We start from the raw sequence: 20,879 nt of genomic DNA, 5'->3' as shown, positions 1-20,879 counted from the left end.
GGCGACACCGAATGGATCCCACCCCCACACCTCGAGCGCGGCCAACCCCGCACCAACACCTACTGGCACCCCGAAAAGCTGCTGCGCCGCAACGACAACGACAACAACAACAACGACGACAACAACAACAACAACAACAACGACGACGACGACGACGAGGACCACAGCTCGGGCGCGGCGTGATCGCCGCCCGCGGTCCGCGGCTACAGCAGCTTCATCTGCTCGGGCTGCGGCTCGACCGGCTCCAGCAGCTGCGGCCCGTTGTTGCGGACGTTGTTGACCAACGTCGACACCTCGCGCACGCGGATTCCGCCCACGTCGGGCGGGCGGGTGAGCAACTCCTCGTCGACCGGGGCGTCCGGGTTCAGCCAGCGGTCCCAGTCGCGTTCGGGCAGCACCAACGGCATCCGCTCGTGGATCTCGCCGAGCTCTCCGGGCGCGTCGGTGGTGATGATCGTGCAACTCAGCAGCGGCGGAGCGTCCTGGGCCGGCTTCCAGACCGACCACAGCCCCGCCACGAACAGTGGCTCACCGTCGCCGCGATACATGAAGAAGGGCGTCTTGCGCGACGTGTGGCCCGCCTTCGCGTCGTTGACCCGCCACTCGTAGTAGCCGTCCATCGGGATCAGGCAGCGCTTGCTCTTGGCGCTCGACCGGAACGCCGGCGAGGTGGTGACCTTGTCGGCGCGGGCGTTGATCAACATCGGGCCCCTGGCCTCCGGCGCCCCGTCGGGACCGGGCTTGGCCCACGGCGGCACCAACCCCCAGCGCATCGACCGCACGCGGCGGGTCGGCTCGTCGTCGGGCTCGCTGTGCCGCGCGACGACGGTGGCGATGCTGGCGGTGGGCGCCACGTTGTAGTTGGGCGCCGCGCCCCCGGCCGCGGCTCCCGTCGTCGCCGGGACTTCATTGATCGCCTTGATCTTCCGGGCCAGCAGTGCCGGATCCGTCGTGACCGCAAACCGTCCGCACATGACTCCCATGGTGGCAGAACCGGCGACAGGCAATGATGGACCGGTGAGCACCCAGCCGTGGCCGGCCCCCTACGCGACCGCACCGGTGGATGCGACCGTGACCGTGCCGGGATCGAAGTCGCAGACCAACAGGGCGCTGGTACTGGCCGCGCTGGCGGCCGCGCAGGGTCAGGGCGCCTCGACGATCGGCGGAGCGCTGCGCAGCCGCGACACCGACCTGATGATCGGCGCCCTGCGCACCCTCGGCCTGCGCGTCGACGGGACCGGGTCCGAACTGACGGTGAGCGGCCGGGTCGACCCGGCCCCCGGCGCCCGGGTCGACTGCGGCCTGGCCGGCACGGTGTTGCGTTTCGTCCCGCCACTGGCCGCGCTGGCCGATTCGGTGGTCGAGTTCGACGGCGACGAGCAGGCCCGCACGCGGCCCATCGCACCGCTGCTCGAGGCGCTGCGCGGGCTGGGCGTACGGGTCGACGGCACCGGGCTTCCGTTCCGCGTCCACGGCGGCGGGTCGGTCGCCGGGGGCACCGTGGCCATCGACGCGTCGGCGTCGTCGCAGTTCGTGTCCGGCCTGCTGTTGTGCGCGGCGTCCTTCGACGACGGGTTGATAGTCCGGCACACCGGGGCGGCGCTGCCGTCGGCGCCGCACATCGCCATGACCGTGGAGATGTTGCGGCAGGCCGCGGTGGACGTCGACGACTCGATCCCCGATCGCTGGCGGGTGCGGCCCGGCGCGGTGACGGCCCGGCACTGGGAGGTCGAACCGGACCTGACCAACGCGGTCGCGTTCCTGGCGGCGGCGGTGGTCACCGGCGGAACGGTGCGCATCACCGGCTGGCCCGCGACCAGCGTACAACCGGCCGACCACATCCTGAAAGTCTTAGGTACACTCAATACCTTTGTCACCCAATCGGATTCGGTCCTCGAGGTGCGCGGTCCGGCGAACTACGGCGGCTACCCCGGTTTTGACGTCGACCTGCGCGCCGTCGGCGAGCTGACGCCGACGGTGGCGGCGCTCGCGGCGCTGGCCTCCCCGGGATCGGTGTCGCGCCTCTCCGGCATCGCCCATCTGCGGGGCCACGAGACCGATCGGCTCGCCGCGCTGCGCGCCGAGATCAACCGCCTCGGCGGCACGTGCACCGAAACGCCCGACGGACTGGTGATCACCGCGACGCCGTTGCACGCCGGCACCTGGCGCGCGTACGCCGATCACCGGATGGCGATGGCCGGCGCGATCGTCGGGCTGCGGGTGCCGGGGGTCGAGGTGGACGACATCGGCGCCACCACCAAGACGCTGCCGGAGTTCCCGCAACTGTGGGCGCGCATGCTGGCCCACCGGGCACTCGGGGAAGGGCCCGGCGTTTGAGGCGCGGCGATCTCGACGAGTCCGACGTCAAGGTCCGCTCCGGAAGGGGGTCGCGGCCGCGAACCAAGACCCGTCCGGAACATGCCGACGCCGAAGCCGCCATGGTGATCAGCGTCGACCGCGGCCGCTGGGGGTGCGTGCTGGGCGGCGACCCGGGTCGCCGGGTCACCGCGATGCGGGCGCGTGAGCTGGGCCGCACCCCGATCGTCGTCGGCGACGACGTCGACCTGGTCGGCGATCTGTCGGGGCGGCCGGACACGCTGGCCCGCATCGTGCGCCGCGGGGAGCGGCGAACGGTGTTGCGGCGCACCGCCGATGACACCGATCCCACCGAACGGGTGGTGGTCGCCAACGCCGACCAGCTGCTGATCGTGGTGGCGATGGCCGACCCGCCGCCGCGCACCGGCCTGGTCGACCGGACGCTGATCGCCGCCTACGCCGGCGGGCTGCACCCGATCCTGTGCCTGACCAAGACCGACCTCGCCCCGCCGGAGCCGTTCGCCGAGCAGTTCGTCGACCTCGAGTTGACGGTGGTCGTCGCGGGCCGCGACGACCCGCTGCTGGCGGTGGCGGACCTGCTCGCGGGCAACATCACCGTGCTGCTGGGGCATTCCGGGGTCGGCAAGTCGACGCTGGTGAATCGCCTGGTGCCCGAAGCGGGGCGGGCCGTCGGTGAGGTGACCGAGATCGGCAGGGGCCGGCACACGTCCACCCAGTCGCTCGCGCTGCCCCTGCAGGGTTCCGGCTGGGTGATCGACACCCCGGGAATCCGCTCGTTCGGGCTGGCCCACATCGAGCCCGACGACGTGCTGATGGCCTTCGCGGACCTGGCCGACACCATCCAGGACTGCTCCCGCGGCTGCGGGCACATGGGGCCGCCCGCCGACCCCGAATGCGCGCTGGACGCGTTGTCCGGACCGGCCGTTCGCCGCGTGGCCGCGGCCCGCCGGCTGCTGGCGGCGCTCCATCAGGCCTGACGGCCCGCCGAGCGTGCGTGTCGGTACGACGACACGCCGGGTGGGAACGCGGTACGTCCCCGGTGCGCTCAGCGCCGCTGGGCCGGCCGCAACGCGCCCGGCGCGCCCTCCGGGACGGCAGGGTTGACTGGTGCGACGGGCGCGACGCGCACGTAGGGAGCACCCACCGGCGGCCGCGGATCGGCCTCCCCCTTGTTCGGCCACAGTGCGGCGGCGCGCTCGGCCAGCGCCGTGATCGTCAGCGAGGGGTTGACGCCCAGGTTCGCGGTGATCGTGGACCCGTCGATCACGTGCAGCCCGGGGTGTCCGTGCATGCGGTGGTAGGGGTCCACGACGCCGTCGGCCGCGGTCTCGCCGATCACGCAACCACCGATGAAGTGACCCGTCATCGGGATGTCCGCCAGGTCGGCCCAGGCCCCGCCGGCGATGCCGTCCAGGTGCTCCGCCGCACGCCGGGCAACCTCGTGGCCCACCGGGATCCACGTCGGGTTCGGATCGCCCACACCCTGACGCGTCAGCATGCGTCGCCCGAACGGCCGGCGCCGGGTGTAGGTGGTGAGCGAGTTGTCGTGGGTCTGCATGACCAGAAGCGGGATGGTCTGTTCCGACCAATTCCTCGGGTTGAGCAGACGGGTAAGGTCTCGGCGTTGGCGCACCAGCTCTTTCATGCCGGTCCGCCAACGCCCTCGCGAGTCCAGCCCGTCGACCAGGACGGTGCCGAGCAGCCCCATCAGATTGGAGTCGTGGCCGTAGCGGCAGGGCTCGACATGGGTGTGGCCGTCCGGATGGATGGACGACGTGATGGCGACGCCCTCCGAGTAGTCGACGTCGTCGCCGCGCGCCCGCACCGCGAGGATCGCCTCGGAGTTGGTGCGCGACAACTCCCCGAGCCGGGGCGACACGTGCGGCAGGCTGCCGCGATCGCGCAGGCGGTGCAGCAGCCGCTGGGTGCCCAGGGCGGCGGCCGAGAACACGACCTGCTGCGCGGTGAACGTCCGGCGGCGCCGGCGCAGCTTGCCGCCGGTGCGGCGCGCGACGACGTCGTACCCGCCATCATGGCGCGGCCGCACGTCGACGACGGTGGTCAGCGGATGCACTGTCGCACCGAGCTTTTCGGCCAGGTACAGGTAATTCTTGACCAGCGTGTTTTTGGCGTTGTGCCGGCACCCGGTCATGCATTCGCCGCAGTGGCGACACGCGTTGCGGGCGGGGCCGGCGCCGCCGAAGTACGGGTCGCCGACCGGGGCGCCGGGGGCTGCCGGGCTGCCCTGAGAGTCCGGACCGCCGGCGAAGCACACCCCCACCGGGGTCGCGTGGAAGGAGTCCGCGATGCCGAGGTCGACGGCAACCTGCAGCATCACCTTGTCCGAGGGCGTCATCCGCGGATAGGTCGCGACGCCGAGCATCCGCTTGGCCTGGTCGTAGGCGGGCGCGAGTTCGTCGCGCCAGTCGGTGATGCCGCTCCAGCGCGGGTCGGCATAGAAGGGTTCGCCGGGCTCGTACAGGGTGTTCGCGTACACCAGCGAGCCGCCGCCCACCCCGGCGCCGCTGAGCACCACGGCATCGGAAAGCAGGTCGATCCGCTGGATTCCGTAGCAGCCGACGGAGGGCTTGAACAGGTAATCGCGGACATGCCAGCTGTTCTTGGCGAAATCCTCGTCGCGAAAGCGCCGGCCCGCCTCCAATACGCCTACCCGGTAACCCTTTTCGCTGAGCCGCAGCGCGGTGACGCTCCCCCCGAAGCCCGAGCCGATCACGAGCACGTCGTAGTCGAACGCAACCCGGGTCACACCCCGACCTCGCGGGCGGCGGAAGCGGGCAGGATTTCTTCGAAGTCCGCGAAGCTCGCGGTCTGGGTGCGGCGCCGGTATTCGCGGACCAGTCCCGGCCAGTTGGTGGTGACGCGTCCCGAGGCGGTGCGGTACCAGGACTCGCACGTGGTCCACACGCCGGCATCCAGGCGGGACTGGACTTCGGCGTCGTAGGCCTGCTCCACGGCGCGCCGAACCTCGAACGCGCGGGCCGCGCCGCCGCGGGCCAGCTCCTGCACGATCTGGCGGATGTAGCGGGCCTGCTGTTCCATCATGAGAATGATGGAGCTGCTGCCGAGGTTGGTGTTCGGGCCGTAGATCAAGAACATGTTCGGGAAGCCCGGCACGGCGATGCCCAGGTGGGCGCGCGCGCCCTCCCGCCACTGCGAGTGCAGGTCGCGCCCGTCGCGGCCGGTGATCGTCATCGGGGCGAGGAACTCGGTGGCCTTGAACCCGGTGCCGTAGATGATGACGTCCACGTCATGCAGCCGGCCGTCGTCGGTCCGCACACCGGTGGGCGTCACCTCGGTGATCGCGGCGGTCTCGACGTCGACGTTGTCGCAGGCCAGTGCCGGATACCAGTCGCTGCTGAACAGCACGCGCTTGCAGCCGATCGGGTAGTCGGGAGTCAGCTTGGCCCGCAGCACCGGATCCTTGATGTGGCGCTTGAGGTTTGCCGCCGCGACGATGCCGATCAGCCGGGCGAGCGGGGCGACCCGGGTCAGCGCGAGCCCGAAGAACTCCGAGATCTCCCAGATCAGCTGGCGCATCGCGGCGGCGAAGCCGGGCACTTTCCGGAACGCGGCGCGGTGCGCGCCGGTGTAGGCACGGTCCGGCTTCGGCACGACGTAGGGCGCGGAGCGCTGAAAGACGGTGACGTGCCCGGCGATCCGGCGAATGCGCGGGACGAACTGGATCGCCGACGCGCCGGTGCCGAGCACCGCGACGCGTGTGCCGGCCAGGTCGACGTCGTGGCGCCACTCGGCCGAATGGAAGGACGGCCCCGCGAAGGCGTCGAGTCCCGGGATCGTCGGCAGCGCCGGCCGCGACAGCTGGCCCACCGCGGGCACGAGCACGTCGGCCTCGAGAACCTCCCCGGACGAGGTCGCCACCCGCCACGTGGCGGTGCTGTCGTCGTAGTGGGCCGACGTCACCTCGACCCCCGTGCGCACCAGTGGGCGCAGACCGAACCGGTCGGCGGTGTCGTGGATGTAGCCGAGGATGTCGGGCTGCTCGGCGTAGCGGCGGCCCCAGTCGGTCTTGCGGGCGAACGAGTAGGAGTACAGGTTAGACGGCACGTCGCAGGCGGCGCCGGGGTAGGTGTTCGCCCGCCAGACGCCGCCGATGTCCCCGGCCTTCTCCAGCACCGTCACGTCGGCGAGCCCGTCCTTGGACAACTCGTAGGCGGCGGCCAGGCCGCCGAAGCCGGCGCCGATCACCACGGCGCGGGGACGACGACGAGGCATGCCTCACAATTTAGAAGCCGGCGGGGCCGATCGCACAGGCGATCGCGGACCGCAAATCAATGATTCCGGCCACGGGCAATTCGGCTCAGACGGCCACCAAGCGCGCCCGTGGCGCGGCCGCCCGTTGATAGCGCGCGGGTGTCGTGCCCGTCCACCGTTTGAACGCCGCGATGAAGCTGGTTGCCTCGGCGTAGCCCAGCCGCAACGCGACGTCGTCCACCGAGAGCGCACCCGTTGCCAACAGTTCCTCCGCGAGGACCCGGTGGACCTCCTCGGCCAGGTCCCGAAAGGTCGTGTTCTCCTCGGCGAGACGCCGCCGCAACGTGCGCTCACTCATCGCCAACTGCCGGGCGACGGCGGAGATCGTGTGGGGTTTGCCGTCGATCGACGCCAATCGTTCGCGGACCCGGCGGGCCACCCCGGTCCGCTGTCGACGGCGTTCCAGCAAGCCGTGGCATTGCTGCTCACACATCGCCACGCTCAGCTCACTCGCCTGGGGTAGCCGCTCGTCGAGCAGCGCGGCCGGCCAGGACGCCACCGTGGCCGGCGCGTGGTGCCGCGGGGTCACCCCGAACACCTGGCGGGCCGCCGCGTCGCCCGCCGACGGCGCCGGACCCGCGAACTCGATCGACGTGAACGGGACGGTCCTGCCCAACAATTCGGACATGACGCGGGCGATCGCCGCCAGGTCACGCCGGGTGAGGAACTCCGCGACCGGACCGGTCAGGTCGGGCAGATCGAGCCGCAACGCCGCCAGCCGGCCGTCCACCGTGACACTGGGCAGGCAGAATCCGTAGCCGAGCTCGTAGAACCGGGCCGCGAACCGGACCGCGTCGCCCAGCGTCGAGCTGGTCAGGCAGGCGAAACCGAAGATGCCCAACGATCCCACGTGGTAGCCGGTGCCCACGCGCACCCCCAGGTTCGCCGGGTCTCCCAATCGGCCCACCAGGTTCGTCGCGACCGCCAGCTCCTGGCGCCCGGTGATCATCCGGTGGTGGTCGCGCAGGTCGGCTTCGGACAGGCCGGACCCGTCGAGCACGTCCGCTGCGGCCAGCCCGTTCTCACAACCGAACTCGGTCATCAACGCGGCGCTCGCCGTGCTACGCGGGAAGTCCCAGTGCGAGACCTGCTGTCCGGCGAAGACCTTCACGAATCCCAGTATGGCCGAACCCGGGATCTCCGATCATGCACGGCCGCCATCGACGGGCCCTGACCATCCCGGCAAGCGGAAACCCGGCAAGCGGAAACCCGGCAAGCGGAAACCCGGCAAGCGGAAACCGTTGTGCTGGATGGGCCGCGGCTAGGCGGCGGACTCCTCCTCGACGGGGCCGGCCACCGCCGCGGCGGCGCGCTTCTTGCCCCGCCACCCCCGCACCGTGGCGATCGCGGTCTTGAGCCCGCGCCGGCGGCCCGTCGCCGGGTCGGTGCCCGCGAAGCCGGGTTCCAGCGCGGCGAACATTCGCTCGCTGCGGGTCTCCGGCGCGTCGTCGGCGGTGTCGCGCAGGTAGCGGTCGGGCAGCGACAGCTTGGCGATGGTGCGCCAGGTCTTGCCGTACTGCAGCAGAAACGAGCCCGTGGTGTAGGGCAGGTCGTACTTGTCGCAGAGCGCGCGCACGCGCACCGAGATCTCGTGCAGCCGGTTGCTGGGCAGGTCGGGATAGAGGTGATGCTCGATCTGGTGGCACAGGTTGCCGCTCATGAACCGCAGCGCGGGCCCGGCGTCGAAGTTGGCGCTGCCCAGCATCTGGCGCAGGTACCACTGACCCTGGGTTTCGCCGATCATGTCGGTCTTGGTGAACTTCTCGGCGCCGTCGGGGAAATGGCCGCAGAAGATGACCGCGTTGGACCACACGTTGCGGATCACGTTGGCCAGCGCGTTGGCTTTCAGCGTCGACCGGTACGTCGCCCCCGGCGAGAGCGCGGTCAGCGCCGGGAAGGCGACATAGTCCTTGAGCACCTGCCGGCCGGCCTTGGCCAGGAACTCGTCGACCCGTTCCCGGGCCTCGTCGTGCTCCATCCGGCGCTTGGCGATCTTGCCCAGCTCCACGTGCTGCAGGCCGACGCCCCATTCGAAGAGAAGGGCGAGCAGCGTGTTGTAGACCACGTTGAAGAGGTTGAAACGCTTCCAGCGCTGGTCACGGGTGACGCGCAGCAAGCCGTAGCCGACGTCGTCGTCCATCCCGAGGATGTTGGTGAACTTGTGGTGCACGAAGTTGTGGGTGTAGCGCCAGTGCTTCGAGGACCCGCTCATGTCCCACTCCCACGTCGAGGAATGGATCTCCGGGTCGTTCATCCAGTCCCACTGGCCGTGCATGACGTTGTGGCCGATCTCCATGTTCTCGACGATCTTGGCCACGCCCAGGGTCACGGTGCCCGCCCACCAGGCAGAACGTCGTGAACTGGCCGCGAGCAGCACCCGCCCGGCGATCTCGAGTGCGCGCTGGGCCGCGATGGTGCGGTGGATATAGCGCGCGTCGCGCTCGCCGCGCGAGTCTTCGATGTCGCGGCGGATGGCGTCCAGCTCGAACGCCAGGCTTTCGACGTCAGCATCGGTCAAATGCGCGAATACGTCGACGTCGGTGATCGCCATCGTCTTCAGCTCCCTGCGGTTGATCGGGTGGTGGTTGACCCCGGGGGCCGCTCACCTACGTTATCGTAACCTACGAAACCGTAGGTTACCTGTCAGTAGCTCTTAGATGTCGACCACACAATCGCCGGAGGCCGCCGAGACGCAGGTCTGGATGCGGCTGCCAGGTTCGTGCTCGCGGCCGGTTCGCAGGTCGCGGACGTGGCCGTCCACCAAGCTCACCACACACGACTGGCAGATACCCATGCGGCAGCCGAAGGGCATCTGCACACCGGCGCCCTCGCCCGCCTCCATCAACGACGTCGCGGCGTCGGCGGCGACGGCGCGACCGCTTCGCGCGAACGTGACCGTTCCCCCCGCTCCGGCCGGCGCCGCCTTGGCCACCGCGAACCGCTCCAGGTGCAGCCGATCGCCGATGCCGGCCGCCGACCACACCTTCTCGGCCTGGGTGAGCATGCTCTCCGGCCCGCACGCCCACGTCTGGCGTTCGCGCCAGTCCGGCACCTCCCGGTCGAGGCCAGCCAGGTCCAGCCGCCCCTCGACGCGGGTCTCGCGCACCCGCAGCCGGTAGCCCTGCCGGCCCGCGGCCAGCGCGGCCAACTCGGCGCCGAACATCACCTCGGCTTGGGTGGGGGCCGAATGCAGATGCACGACATCGCCGATTTGGTTGCGGCGCAACAATGTTCGTAACATCGACATCACCGGCGTGATCCCGGATCCGGCGGTGAGGAACAGGATGGAGCGCGGCGCCGGGTCGGGCAGGACGAAGTTGCCCCGCGGGGCGGCCAGTCGCACGATGGTCCCCGGCTCGACACCGGCGACCAGATGGGTGGAGAGAAATCCTTCGGGCATCGCCTTCACGGTGATCGTGACCGTGCGCGACGACCCGGACGGGGCGGCCGGGCTCGACGTCAGCGAGTACGACCGCCAGCGCCACCGCCCGTCGAGTGGGACGCCGATCCCGATGTACTGACCCGGCTGATAGTCGAAGCTGAAGCCCCAGCCCGGTTTGATCACCAGCGTCGCGGAGTCCTCCGTCTCCCGGCGCACCTGAATGATGCGGCCCCGCAACTCCCGCGCGGACCACAGCGGATTTGCCAGGCGCAGGTAGTCGTCGGGCAGCAGCGGCGTGGTGATGCGGGCCGCCAGCGTGCGCAGCGCGTGCCAGGCGGGATGCCTGTCGGCGCCCGCGACGGTGGGACGCGTGGTCTCGACGACATTGGCGGTGACCGGGGCGTAATTCTTGCTCATCGGGGGCTCCTGTCCACGACTGGTCACTTGTCAGCGCCCCCCGCCGGCGACGGTACGGCGCCGCTCCCAGAAGCTACGGTAGCGTAACTTACGCTACCGTATACGAAAATGTGACGCACCCGCTCCGGTCCCTCGCCATCACAGCAGCTCGAGCAGGAACGGCAGCTCCTGGCTGGCGTACCAGGCCAAGTCGTGATCCTGCGCGTCGCCGACGGCCAGTTCGGCATCCTCGTCGCCGAGGTCCGCGGCGTCGATCGCCTCGATCGCCGTGACGACGTCCGGCTCGGCCTCGGCGGTGTCGACATAGGCGGCGATCACCCGGTCCATCCCGACCGGCGCACCGAGTTTGACGACGGCGTCGTCGAGGTCGGGACGGTGTTTTGCCCCGGATTCGCCCAAGTCGACGTCGGCGCTCAGCACCACGCGCCGCGGCGGCAGGCCGTCGGGCCCGGCGTCGCGGTCGGCCGCCAGCAGGCGCAGCGACGCCAGCGCCGCCTCGCGCAGCGCCACCTCGGCCAGTTCGTCGTCGTCACCCTCGGCGTAGGCCTCGCGCAACGTCGGAGTCACCGCGAACGCGATGCCGCTGACCGGCGCCAGCGATCCCTGCGCGACCAGCTGCTGCAGCATCGCCAGCGTGGCCGGGACGTACACGACGGTCATGAGTCCGCCGCGCCGGCGATCAGCGTCGCCGCATAGTCCTGCACGTACGTCGACAACTCACGGGGCGGCCGCTGGTAGTTCTCGGCCGCGATCACCCGCTTCGGCAACGTGATCGCGGGCCTTTCGACGTCGTGGTACTCGATCGTGGACAGCAGGTGCGCCATCATGTTCAGCCGGGCGTGCCTCTTGATGTCCGATTCCACGACGAACCACGGGCTGACCGGCGTGTCGGTGTGCACCATCATCTCGTCCTTGGCGCGCGAAAAGTCCTCCCACCGGTACACCGATTCCAGGTCCATGGTGCTGAGTTTCCATCGCCGCACGGGGTCGTGCAGCCGCGCCTTGAACCGGCGCAGCTGCTCGGCCTCGGACACCGAGAACCAATACTTGCGCAGCACGATCCCGTCGTCGATCAGCATCTGCTCGAAGATCGGCGTCTGCCGCAAAAACAGCACATATTCCTGCGGCGTGCAGAATCCCATGACTTTCTCGATGCCGGCGCGGTTGTACCATGACCGGTCGAAAAGCACGATCTCCCCTCGCGCGGGCAGCTGGGCGATGTACCGCTGGTAATACCATTGCCCGCGTTCCCGGTCGGTCGGCACCGGCAGCGCGGCGACGCGCACCTCCCGGGGGTTGAGGTATTCGGTGATCCTCTTGATGGCGCCGCCTTTGCCCGCGCCGTCGCGACCCTCGAAGATGATCACCAGACGCGCCCCGGAATACCGCACCCACTCCTGCAACTTCACGAATTCGCTTTGCAGCCGGAACAATTCGGCCTCGTAGCGGGCGCGGGAAATCCTGGGCGGGTCCGGGGCGGCCGATTTCTTTTTCTTCGCCCTCGCCCGGCTGCCGTCGCTGGTCGCGGTGCTCACAGCAACGAATGCTATCTCGCTGCGATTCCGCGGCACCAACTTTCGCGCCACGCGCTAACGGGCGGTGTCCAGGAGTTCCTCGAGCGCCTGGTTCAACAGATCGGGCAGCAGGTCGACGTCGCTCATGGCGTCGCGGTCGGCGTTGATCCCGAAATACAGCATGCCGTTGTACGACGTCACGCTGATGGCCAGCGCCTGGCCGTTCAGCAGGGGCGGCACCGCGTAGGCCTCCAGCAGCTTCGTGCCTGCGATGTACATCTGCGACTGCGCCCCGGGGGCATTGGTGATCAGCAGGTTGAATGTCCGCTTGGAGAAGCTGGGAAAGGCGGTGGCGACGCGGACACCCATGGCGTGCAGGGTCGGTGGCGCGAAGCCCGACAAGGTGACGATGGTCCTGGCGTCGACCGCGCTGGCGGCGGTCGGGTTGGACTCGGTGGCATGGGCGATCTGCGACAGCCGCACCACGGCGTTGGGCTCCCCCACCGGAAGGTCGACGAGAAACGGTGTGACCTGGCTGATCATCTGTCCCGGTCCGGTGGAGTCGAACTGGTCCTCGGCGTAGACCGACAGCGGCGCCATCGCCCGGACCGTCGCGGTCGGCGACACCGGTTCCCCGCGCGACAGCAGCCAGTTGGCCAGCGCGCCGGCCACCACGGCCAGCACCACGTCGTTGATGTCGCAGTCGTAGCGCGCCCGCACCGTCCGGTAGTCCTCGAGGCTGGCACGGGCGACCGCGAAGCGCCGGTTGCGGGAGACGGTCGCGTTGAGCGGGCTGCTGGGCGCCGTGCCGCGCGCCACCGCCCGCGCGAGGCGCACGGCGCGACGGCCCACCTCGAGCAACTCGGCGTGGTCGGTCACCGCCCCGGCCACCGCCGACCCGACGGCCCGCAGCTGCGCGCCCGGGCCCGCCACCCAGTCGCCCAGCGCGCCCAGCAGCAGCCGGGTGTTGCCGGGGTCGCGTTCCGGCACCCAGATGTCTTCGGGGAGCGCCGGCGGGCGTCGCGTCCGGTCGGCGATGACATGACCGATCGACAGTGCCGTCACACCGTTGATCAGGGCCTGATGGGACTTCGTGTAGAGGGCCAGGCGGCTGCCGGCCAGGCCCTCGACGAGATAGGCCTCCCACAACGGCCGCGACTTGTCCAGCGGCCGCGCGGCGAGCCGGGCGATCAGCTCGTGCAGTTGCTCGTCGCTGCCGGGCGAGGGCAGCGCCGAGCGACGCACGTGATAGGTGATGTCGAAGTCGCTGTCGTCGATCCACACGGGCCTGGCCATGCCGATGACCTCGCGGACCTTCTGCCGGTAGCGCGGCACCTGCGGCAGCCGATGCTCGATGGTTGCCAGCAGCGACTCGTAGCTCAGCCCGGCGCGCGACCGGCGCAGGATGTACAGCGACCCGACGTACATCGGGGTGGAGGTGTTTTCCAGCCGGAAGAACGACGCGTCCGCGGGGGACAAGCGGGTCACCATTGCGGCCCCGTCCTCCTTGTCGATCGTTGCCACACCGCTGTTCCCGCCCACGGTAACCGCCCAACCGGCGCACAGCGCCGCGCGGGTACGCGTGAGGTCGAGTTGTGCCATGATGGCCGGTGTCTGCCCCTCTCCAGCAGGCCCGCCCGCCGTCGGGACCACTCGGTTTGACCACGTGACTGGAGAGTGCACATTGCCCGTCCATCCCGTCGTGCGGCCGTCCGGCCCGGATGCTTTCACCGTGACGCCCGTCATCGACTACGAGCCCCCGACCCGAGACGTGCCCGCGTGCCGGCATCCGTCCCCGGCCTCGCCGCGGCGGCGCGGCGCCCGTGCGCCGCTGCGCCGCCAGGACGGGCCCGGCGGCCAGCCCCACCCCCCGCCGTCGAGCGGCACGAACCTGTCGCCACGGATGCGCCAGGCGGCGATCTTCGCCGACGCGGCGCTGCGCCGCGTTCTCGAGGTCATCGACCGCCGCCGTCCCGCCGCCCAGCTGCAGCCCCTGCTCGCGCCCGGCCTGGTCGACTCCGTGCTGTCGGTGGTCCGGGCCGGTGCCGGCGCTGACGGCGCCGCCGTGCTGCGCCGCATGCGGCTGCAACCGGCGGGGCGCCGCGACCCGGAGACGGCGGCCGAGGTCTTCGGCTCCTACAGCCGCGGCAACAGGGTCCACGCGATCGCCTGCCGCGTGGAGCAGCTGTGCGCCGGGGGGCGGCCCCGGTGGCTGGTGGTCGCGCTGCACATCGGTTGAGGTCTAGCGCGGCGAGCCGGCCCCTTGCGGCAGCGGGCCGCCGGTGAAGCGCGCCAGCACCGGACCCGCGATCGCCATCACGAAGACGTAGGACGTCGCCAGCGCCGCCACGGCGGGGATGGACGCGCCGATCAACCCGATGATGACCAGAGAGAACTCGCCGCGGGCGATCAGCGCGGTGCCGGCACGCAGCTGGCCGCGCCGCGCCACCCCGTCGCGGCGGGCCGCGACCATCCCGGTGAGCACCTTGGTCGCCGCGGTCACGACGGCCAGCACCAGGGCCGCCGGAAGCATCGGAACCAGCTGCTGGGGATCGACCGACAGGCCGATCGACAGAAAGAACGTCGCGGCGAACAGGTCGCGCAGCGGGCCCAGCACCTTGCGTGCCCGATCCGCGGTGTCCCCGGTCAGCGTCAGTCCCACCAGGAAGGCGCCGACCGCGGCCGACGCGTGCAACGACTCGGCCAGCGCGGCCACCATCAGGGTCACCCCCAGCACCCGCAGCAGCAGCTGCTCGGAGTCGGGGTGCGTCACCAGCCGGCCGAAGTGGTGGCCCCAGCGATAGGACGCGGTGAACGCCGCGACGAGCGCGATGACCGCGGCGACCATGCTCGCGACGGCCGCCGGCCAGGTGCCGCCCGAGGCCAGCACCGAGAACAGCGGAAGGTACGCCGCCATCGCGAAGTCCTCGAGCACGAGCACCGACAGCACGGCCGGCGTCTCGCGGTTACCGAGGCGGCGCAGGTCTTCCAGCAGCCGCGCGATCACGCCCGACGAGGAGATGTAGGTGACCCCGGCCAGCGACAGGATGGCCACACCGTCGAGCCCCAGCAGCCAGCCCGCCACCGCGCCCGGCGTGGCATTGAGGACCACGTCGGCGCCCGCCGACGGCAGGTGATGCCGCAGGCTGCTGGCGAACTCGGTCGCGGAGAACTCCAGACCCAGGGTCAGCAGCAGCAAGACGATGCCCAGCGACGCGGCCGTGGTGATGAACCCGCCCGCGGCGGCCACCGGCCAGATGCCGCCGTTGCCCAGCGACAGGCCCGCCAGCAGGTACAGCGGTATCGGCGACAACGCGAAGCGGCGCGCCAGGGCCCCCAGCACCGACAGCACTGCCAGGAGAGCGCCGAGCTGGAACAGCAGCGCCTCCGAAACCTGCACGGGCTCAGCCCTTGTCGACGATCTGCTCGACCCCGGCGATGCCTTCTGCGGTGCCGATGACGATCAGGACGTCCTGGGCGCGCAGCATCTCGGCAGGACCCGGCGAGGCGAGCACCTCCTCGTTGCGCACGATCGCGACGATCGAGGCCCCGGTGCGGGTGCGCGCGTGGGTGTCCCCCAGTGGATGGCCGGCGAACGGGCTGCCCGCCAGGATGTGGACCTGCCCCGTCTCGAGGCCGGGTATCTCGCGGGCCAGTTCGGTGAACCGCTCCGCGATCCGCGGCGCGCCGAGAATCTGCGCCATGGCCTCGGCCTCCTCGTCGGTGAGGCACAGCAGCGGTCGCGCCTGGTCCGGGTCCTCTCGGGCGTAGACGACGACGTCGAATTCGCCGCTGCGCCGGGCGATGATGCCGATCCGGTCGCCCTTGTGGTCGGTGAACTCGTAGCGGAGGCCGACGCCCGGCAGGAGCACCTCGTTGACATCCATGGCGTCGATCCTTGACGAAACGCGGCCGGGATCAAAGCGCACCGGCCGGATACGGCTAGCGCTTCTTCACCGATTTCGGCGGCTTGGCACCGCGGCCCTGCTGTCGCGCGGCCGCGCGCCGTTCGCGGCGGCTGGCGCCGGCGGGCACGCCGGCCGGCGCCTTCTCCGCGCCGCCGCCGTTGCGCTGCAGCTGCGCCGAGCCGTCCTCCGACGGGCCCGAATACGTCAGGGCGGACGCCTCGTTGTCGTCGATGCCCTTGGCGCGCAGCGTGCTGTGCGTCTCTTCGCGCGCCGCCGGAGCCGCACCGTCGCCCGCTTGTTCGGCGTCCGTGGCGTCGGACTTGCCGAGGCCGGCCAGCCCCTCGGGCGCCGCCACCGGGGCCACCTGCGGGGACGGCGCGGGCACGGCTTCCACGGCGACGTTGAACAAGAAGCCGACCGACTCCTCCTTCATGCCGTCGAGCATGGCCATGAACATGTCGTAGCCCTCGCGCTGGTATTCGACCAGCGGGTCGCGCTGCGCCATCGCCCGCAGCCCGATGCCCTCCTTGAGATAGTCCATCTCGTAGAGGTGCTCGCGCCACTTGCGGTCGATGACGTTGAGCAGCACGTTGCGCTCCAACTGCCGCATCGCGCCCTCACCCGCGAGCTCCTCGAGCTCGGCTTCCCTTGCGGTGTAGGCGCGTTCGGCATCGGAGAGCAGCTCGTCGAGCAGTTCCTCGCGGGTCAGGTCGTCGCGGTCGGAGTCGGCGTCCAGGCGCATCAGCGTCTCGTGGTCGATCCCGACCGGGTACAGCGTCCTCAGCGCCGTCCACAGCGCCTCCAGGTCCCAGTCCTCGGCGTAACCCTCGGCCGTCGCGCCGTTGACGTAGGCGGTGACCACGTCGCGGACCATGTCGAGGGCCTGCTCCCTGAGGTTCTCACCCTCGAGGATGCGGCGGCGCTCGGCGTAGATCACCTTGCGCTGCTGGTTCATCACCTCGTCGTACTTGAGGACGTTCTTTCTGACCTCGAAGTTCTGCTGCTCGACCTGGGTCTGCGCGCTCTTGATCGCGCGGGTGACCATCTTCGCCTCGATCGGCACGTCGTCGGGCAGGTTGAGGCGGTTCAGCATCGCCTCCAGGGCGGCGCCGTTGAACCGCCGCATCAGCTCGTCGCCCAGCGACAGGTAGAAGCGCGACTCCCCCGGGTCGCCCTGGCGCCCGGAGCGGCCGCGCAGCTGGTTGTCGATGCGCCGCGACTCGTGCCGCTCGGTGCCCAGCACGTACAGGCCGCCCGCCTCGATCACCTCGGCGGCCTCCTTGCCGGCCTCCTCCTTGACCTTGGGCAGCTCCGCGTGCCAGGCCGCCTCGTACTCGTCGGGCGTCTCCACCGGGTCCAGGCCGCGCTCGCGCAGCCGCTGGTCGGTCAGGAAGTCGACGTTGCCGCCCAGCACGATGTCGGTGCCGCGGCCGGCCATGTTGGTGGCCACGGTGACGCCGCCGCGGCGGCCCGCCTCGGCGACGATGCCGGCCTCCTGTTCGTGGTACTTGGCGTTGAGCACGTTGTGCGGGATGCGGCGCTTGGCGAACTGCCGCGACAGGTACTCCGAGCGCTCCACGCTGGTGGTGCCGATCAGCACCGGCTGGCCCTTCTCGTAGCGCTCGGCGACGTCGTCGACCACCGCGATGTACTTGGCCTCCTCGGTCTTGTAGATGAGGTCGGAGCAGTCGGTGCGGATCATCGGCTTGTTGGTCGGGATGGGCACCACGCCGAGCTTGTAGATCTCGTGCAGTTCGGCCGCCTCGGTCTGGGCGGTGCCGGTCATGCCGGCCAGCTTGTCGTAGAGCCGGAAGTAGTTCTGCAGCGTGATGGTGGCCAGGGTCTGGTTCTCGGCCTTGATCTCGACGTGCTCCTTGGCCTCGATGGCCTGGTGCATGCCCTCGTTGTAGCGGCGGCCGTACAGCACACGGCCGGTGAACTCGTCGACGATGAGCACCTCGCCGTCGCGGACGATGTAGTCCTTGTCGCGGTGGAACAGCTCCTTGGCCTTCAGCGCGTTGTTGAGGTAGCTGACCAGCGGCGAGTTGGCGGCCTCATAGAGGTTGTCGATGCCCAGCTGGTCCTCGACGAACTCCACGCCCTTCTCGTGCACGCCGACCGTCCGTTTGCGCAGGTCGACCTCGTAGTGCAGGTCCTTTTCCAGCAACGGCGCCAGGCGGGCGAACTCGAGGTACCAGTTGGAGGCGCCGTCGGCCGGGCCGGAGATGATCAGCGGGGTGCGGGCCTCGTCGATCAGGATGGAGTCGACCTCGTCGACGATGGCGAAGTTGTGCCCCCGCTGGACGCAGTCGTCCAGCGAATGCGCCATGTTGTCGCGCAGGTAGTCGAAGCCGAACTCGTTGTTGGTGCCGTAGGTGATGTCGGCGTGGTAGGCCACCCGGCGCTCGTCGGGCGTCATCTGGGACAGGATCACCCCGACGTCCAGGCCGAGAAAGCGGTGCACGCGGCCCATCCACTCGCTGTCGCGCTTGGCGAGGTAGTCGTTGACGGTGACGATGTGCACGCCCTTGCCGCCGATGCCGTTGAGGTAGGCCGGCAACACCGACGTCAGGGTCTTGCCCTCACCGGTTTTCATCTCGGCGACGTTGCCGAAGTGCAGGGCGGCCGCACCCATCACCTGCACCTCGAACGGGCGCTGGTCGAGCACCCGCCACGCGGCCTCGCGGGCGACGGCGAACGCCTCGGGCAGCAGGTCGTCGAGGCTTTCCGGGTTTTTGGCGTCGGCGTGCCGCTTCGTGAACTCCTCGGTCTTGGCCCGCAGCTCGGCGTCGGTGAGCTTCTCGATGTCCTCGGACAGCGTGTCGACATAGTCGGCGATCCTTTTGAGGCGCTTGACCATGCGACCTTCACCAAGGCGCAGCAACTTCGACAGCACAGCTATGTCCCCTGTGGGTTGGAGTCTTCTCTGTCTATGAGACGCCGTCCATCCTAGGTGACACGCCGCGCCGGCCGCGCCCGCGCCGAGCGGGCGAGCCGGATCAGCCCGGCGTCATCAACCCCGGCGTCATCAGCCCCGGCCTCATCAGCCCCGGCCTCATCAGCCCCGGCCTCATCAACCCAGTCTGATGAGGCCGTAGTCGTAGGCGTGCCGGCGGTAGACGACGCACGGGCGTTCGCTGTGCTTGTCGTGGAACAGGAAGAAGTCGTGCCCGACCAGCTCCATCTCGTACAGCGCGTCGTCGACCGTCATCGGCGTGGCCGGGTGCTCCTTGGTGCGCACGATCCGGCCCGGCTCGTGGTCCCCGAGCTGGTCGGGCGCGGCGCCGTCGGCCGGCGACGGCTCCGGTGCGCCGTTTAGCCGCCCGGACGGGGGCGGCGCCGCCGTGGCCGCGGCCAGCGAGACCGGGGTCTTGTCGCCGTAGTGGACCTTGCGTCGGTCCTTGGCGCGGCGCAGCCGATTCTCCAGCTTGGCGACCGCGGACTCGAACGCGGAATAGAAGCTGTCGGCGCAGGCCTCCGCCCGGCTGACCGGCCCGCGGCCGCGGGCGGTGATCTCCACCCGTTGACACGACTTGCGCTGACGCCGGTTGGGCTCGTGTTTGAGCTCGACGTCGAAGAGGTAGATGGAGCGGTCGAACCGCTCGACCCGGGCGAGTTTCTGGGAGACGTAAACGCGGTAGTGGTCGGGGATTTCGACGTTGCGGCCCTTGAACACGACTTCGGCGCTCAGCGTCGGTTCGACCTGCCCGTCGATTTGTGCCGGCGGCTCGGCGAGCATCTGACTGGAATCCACGGATGGCCTTGACATGCGTGACAATTCGTTCCCTTTCCACGTCGCACGCGCGCTGCGTGCCCGGCTTATTTCAGGCGCGCCGACGGGGTTAAGGCGGTTCCGGAATGGTTCACGCGCAGGCTGCCCGCCGGTGCAAGGTGCCGAATGCTCACCCCCTTCGCCAGTGGGGCCTCAACCTGGGACTTTCGACCAGTGCAGCACGACCGGTAGGCCGTTGCGTGTTGGTCTCGACGTTAGCTCGTGTTCGCCTTGGGATGCCACTGATTTCGCCGACCTGTTGCAAGTTCTTCACAATCTCATGGCACGTGCCCGGTTTCACGCCGGAGTCATGCCGCCGCGATTGCGAGGACCGCGGCGACCCGCGCCCCCGCGGCGTGCAGGACCCGCACCGACTCGCGGGCCGTCGCCCCGGTGGTGACGACGTCGTCGACGACCATCACCTCGGTGCCCGGTTGGCCGGCGAGCGGCCCGCCGCGCAGCAGCACCCGCCCGGCGATGTTGCGCTCACGGGCCGCGATGCCCAGACCCGAAGAGTCGCGGGCCAGCGCCCCGATCCGCAGGACCTGCGCGACGGTGACGTCGGGGTGCCCCGCCACGGCGGCCCGGGCCAGGCGGGTGACGGGGTCGCCGCCGCGCCGGCGCGCCGCCGAACGCCGCGTCGGCGCGGGCACGATGGTCAGCGGGGTGTCGACGATCCCCCAGGTCAGCAGCCGGTGCACGCCGACGGCCAGGGTGCGCGCCAGGGGCGCGACGAGGTCGCCGCGGCCGCGCTCCTTCATTCCGAGGATCGCCTGGCGGCGGGCGCCCGCGTAGCGGCCCAGCGCGAACACCGGCACCTGCGGGTCGATGCGGGGGTTGACGACGTGCGGCTGGTCGGCGGCCACCGACAGCTCGCGGCCGCACGCCTCACACCAGCGGGTCGACGGCGCCCCGCAGCCGCCGCATTCCAGCGGCAGGATCAGGTCGAGCACCCGCGCAGTGTCGCGCACGGGACCGACATGGTGCACGCGATCACCCGCACTTTGGCGAGCACATGTCGATTTCGGTGGCTCGCCGGCTCATGTACGGTCGCGGACGTGTCGCTCGCTGAGGTCCGCTCCCATATCGATCAGATCGACGAGCACATCGTCAGGTTTTTGGCCGCGCGCCACAAGCTGGTCAACGAGGCCGCGCTACCGCGCCCAACGTGTTCCGCACTGACTCACCACCCTCGGCAGCGCTCGCGCGAGACGGCAATCCTCGCCATCGGCTCAACGCGGAGAACGTAGCCGCGG

General features: G+C 70.3%; 18 protein-coding genes and 1 pseudogene. 5 read left to right on the top strand and 14 right to left on the bottom strand.

What is annotated here, in order from left to right:
• A pseudogene (locus FPZ47_RS28885) lies at positions 1–183 on the top strand (hypothetical protein); the annotation flags it as partial.
• 20 nt (positions 184–203) lie between these two features.
• Here the strand turns inward: FPZ47_RS28885 and FPZ47_RS09280 are convergent.
• A complete protein-coding gene (locus tag FPZ47_RS09280; RefSeq protein ID WP_144948520.1) occupies positions 204–974 on the bottom strand; it encodes an SOS response-associated peptidase in 771 nt (256 codons plus the stop codon).
• Between the two features lie 43 nt (positions 975–1,017).
• Here FPZ47_RS09280 and aroA point away from each other — a divergent pair, with 43 nt between their 5' ends.
• Positions 1,018–2,337, top strand: a complete 1,320-nt coding sequence (gene aroA / locus FPZ47_RS09275; protein WP_246133277.1) for a 3-phosphoshikimate 1-carboxyvinyltransferase — start codon at positions 1,018–1,020, stop codon at positions 2,335–2,337.
• Positions 2,334–3,314 (top strand): ribosome small subunit-dependent GTPase A, encoded by a 981-nt coding sequence (rsgA, locus tag FPZ47_RS09270; protein WP_144948523.1) that lies wholly within the window; start codon positions 2,334–2,336, stop codon positions 3,312–3,314. The genes aroA and rsgA overlap by 4 nt, the downstream gene beginning before the upstream one ends.
• Before the next feature lie 68 nt (positions 3,315–3,382).
• Here the strand turns inward: rsgA and FPZ47_RS09265 are convergent, their stop codons facing one another.
• From FPZ47_RS09265 to FPZ47_RS09230, 8 genes are all read right to left on the bottom strand, one after another.
• Positions 3,383–5,104 (bottom strand): GMC oxidoreductase, encoded by a 1,722-nt coding sequence (locus FPZ47_RS09265; protein WP_144948525.1) that lies wholly within the window; start codon positions 5,102–5,104, stop codon positions 3,383–3,385.
• Positions 5,101–6,591, bottom strand: coding sequence for a flavin-containing monooxygenase (locus FPZ47_RS09260; protein WP_144948527.1), 1,491 nt, complete (start codon positions 6,589–6,591; stop codon positions 5,101–5,103). Before FPZ47_RS09260 ends, FPZ47_RS09265 begins: the two co-directional genes overlap by 4 nt.
• An 85-nt stretch (positions 6,592–6,676) precedes the next feature.
• Positions 6,677–7,741: an AraC family transcriptional regulator gene (locus FPZ47_RS09255; RefSeq protein WP_144948530.1), complete on the bottom strand. Its 1,065-nt coding sequence runs from the start codon at positions 7,739–7,741 to the stop codon at positions 6,677–6,679.
• A gap of 150 nt (positions 7,742–7,891) precedes the next feature.
• Positions 7,892–9,181, bottom strand: a complete 1,290-nt coding sequence (locus tag FPZ47_RS09250) for a fatty acid desaturase family protein (protein WP_144948533.1) — start codon at positions 9,179–9,181, stop codon at positions 7,892–7,894.
• A gap of 102 nt (positions 9,182–9,283) precedes the next feature.
• On the bottom strand, positions 9,284–10,429 hold the full coding sequence (locus tag FPZ47_RS09245) for a ferredoxin reductase (protein ID WP_144948536.1): 1,146 nt from the start codon (positions 10,427–10,429) through the stop codon (positions 9,284–9,286).
• 138 nt (positions 10,430–10,567) lie between these two features.
• Positions 10,568–11,089 carry a DUF6912 family protein gene (locus FPZ47_RS09240; RefSeq protein ID WP_144948539.1) on the bottom strand — a complete coding sequence of 174 codons (522 nt, stop codon included), beginning with the start codon at positions 11,087–11,089 and terminating at the stop codon, positions 10,568–10,570.
• Positions 11,086–11,964, bottom strand: coding sequence for a polyphosphate kinase 2 (ppk2, locus tag FPZ47_RS09235; RefSeq protein WP_144948542.1), 879 nt, complete (start codon positions 11,962–11,964; stop codon positions 11,086–11,088). Before ppk2 ends, FPZ47_RS09240 begins: the two co-directional genes overlap by 4 nt.
• A 54-nt stretch (positions 11,965–12,018) precedes the next feature.
• Positions 12,019–13,434, bottom strand: coding sequence for a WS/DGAT/MGAT family O-acyltransferase (locus FPZ47_RS09230; RefSeq protein WP_144948688.1), 1,416 nt, complete (start codon positions 13,432–13,434; stop codon positions 12,019–12,021).
• A 193-nt stretch (positions 13,435–13,627) separates the two neighbouring features.
• Here FPZ47_RS09230 and FPZ47_RS09225 point away from each other — a divergent pair, with 193 nt between their 5' ends.
• Positions 13,628–14,182 (top strand): Rv3235 family protein, encoded by a 555-nt coding sequence (locus FPZ47_RS09225; protein WP_144948545.1) that lies wholly within the window; start codon positions 13,628–13,630, stop codon positions 14,180–14,182.
• Between the two features lie 3 nt (positions 14,183–14,185).
• Here FPZ47_RS09225 and FPZ47_RS09220 read toward each other — a convergent pair whose 3' ends face one another.
• The 5 genes from FPZ47_RS09220 to FPZ47_RS09195 form a co-directional block, all read right to left on the bottom strand.
• A complete protein-coding gene (locus tag FPZ47_RS09220; protein ID WP_144948548.1) occupies positions 14,186–15,343 on the bottom strand; it encodes a cation:proton antiporter in 1,158 nt (385 codons plus the stop codon).
• Positions 15,344–15,347: 4 nt separating this feature from the next.
• Positions 15,348–15,830, bottom strand: coding sequence for a cation:proton antiporter regulatory subunit (locus FPZ47_RS09215; RefSeq protein ID WP_144948551.1), 483 nt, complete (start codon positions 15,828–15,830; stop codon positions 15,348–15,350).
• A gap of 55 nt (positions 15,831–15,885) precedes the next feature.
• Positions 15,886–18,747 carry a preprotein translocase subunit SecA gene (secA, locus tag FPZ47_RS09210; protein WP_144948554.1) on the bottom strand — a complete coding sequence of 954 codons (2,862 nt, stop codon included), beginning with the start codon at positions 18,745–18,747 and terminating at the stop codon, positions 15,886–15,888.
• A 177-nt stretch (positions 18,748–18,924) separates the two neighbouring features.
• Positions 18,925–19,605 (bottom strand): ribosome hibernation-promoting factor, HPF/YfiA family, encoded by a 681-nt coding sequence (gene hpf, locus FPZ47_RS09200; RefSeq protein ID WP_425461743.1) that lies wholly within the window; start codon positions 19,603–19,605, stop codon positions 18,925–18,927.
• A 326-nt stretch (positions 19,606–19,931) separates the two neighbouring features.
• The gene (locus tag FPZ47_RS09195; RefSeq protein WP_144948694.1) at positions 19,932–20,576 is read right to left on the bottom strand and encodes a ComF family protein; all 645 of its coding nucleotides are present in this window, start codon (positions 20,574–20,576) and stop codon (positions 19,932–19,934) included.
• Positions 20,577–20,681: 105 nt separating this feature from the next.
• On the opposite strand from FPZ47_RS09195, the gene FPZ47_RS09190 reads away from it, so the two are divergent.
• Positions 20,682–20,873 (top strand): chorismate mutase family protein, encoded by a 192-nt coding sequence (locus FPZ47_RS09190; RefSeq protein ID WP_144948560.1) that lies wholly within the window; start codon positions 20,682–20,684, stop codon positions 20,871–20,873.
• The last annotated feature ends 6 nt before the right edge of the window (positions 20,874–20,879 follow it).

The organism is Mycobacterium helveticum, from assembly GCF_007714205.1.
In the GTDB taxonomy this organism is placed as follows: Bacteria; Actinomycetota; Actinomycetes; order Mycobacteriales; family Mycobacteriaceae; genus Mycobacterium; species Mycobacterium helveticum.
Note: the sequence above shows the minus strand (reverse complement) of the source record. Positions and strands in the feature narration are given on the sequence as shown.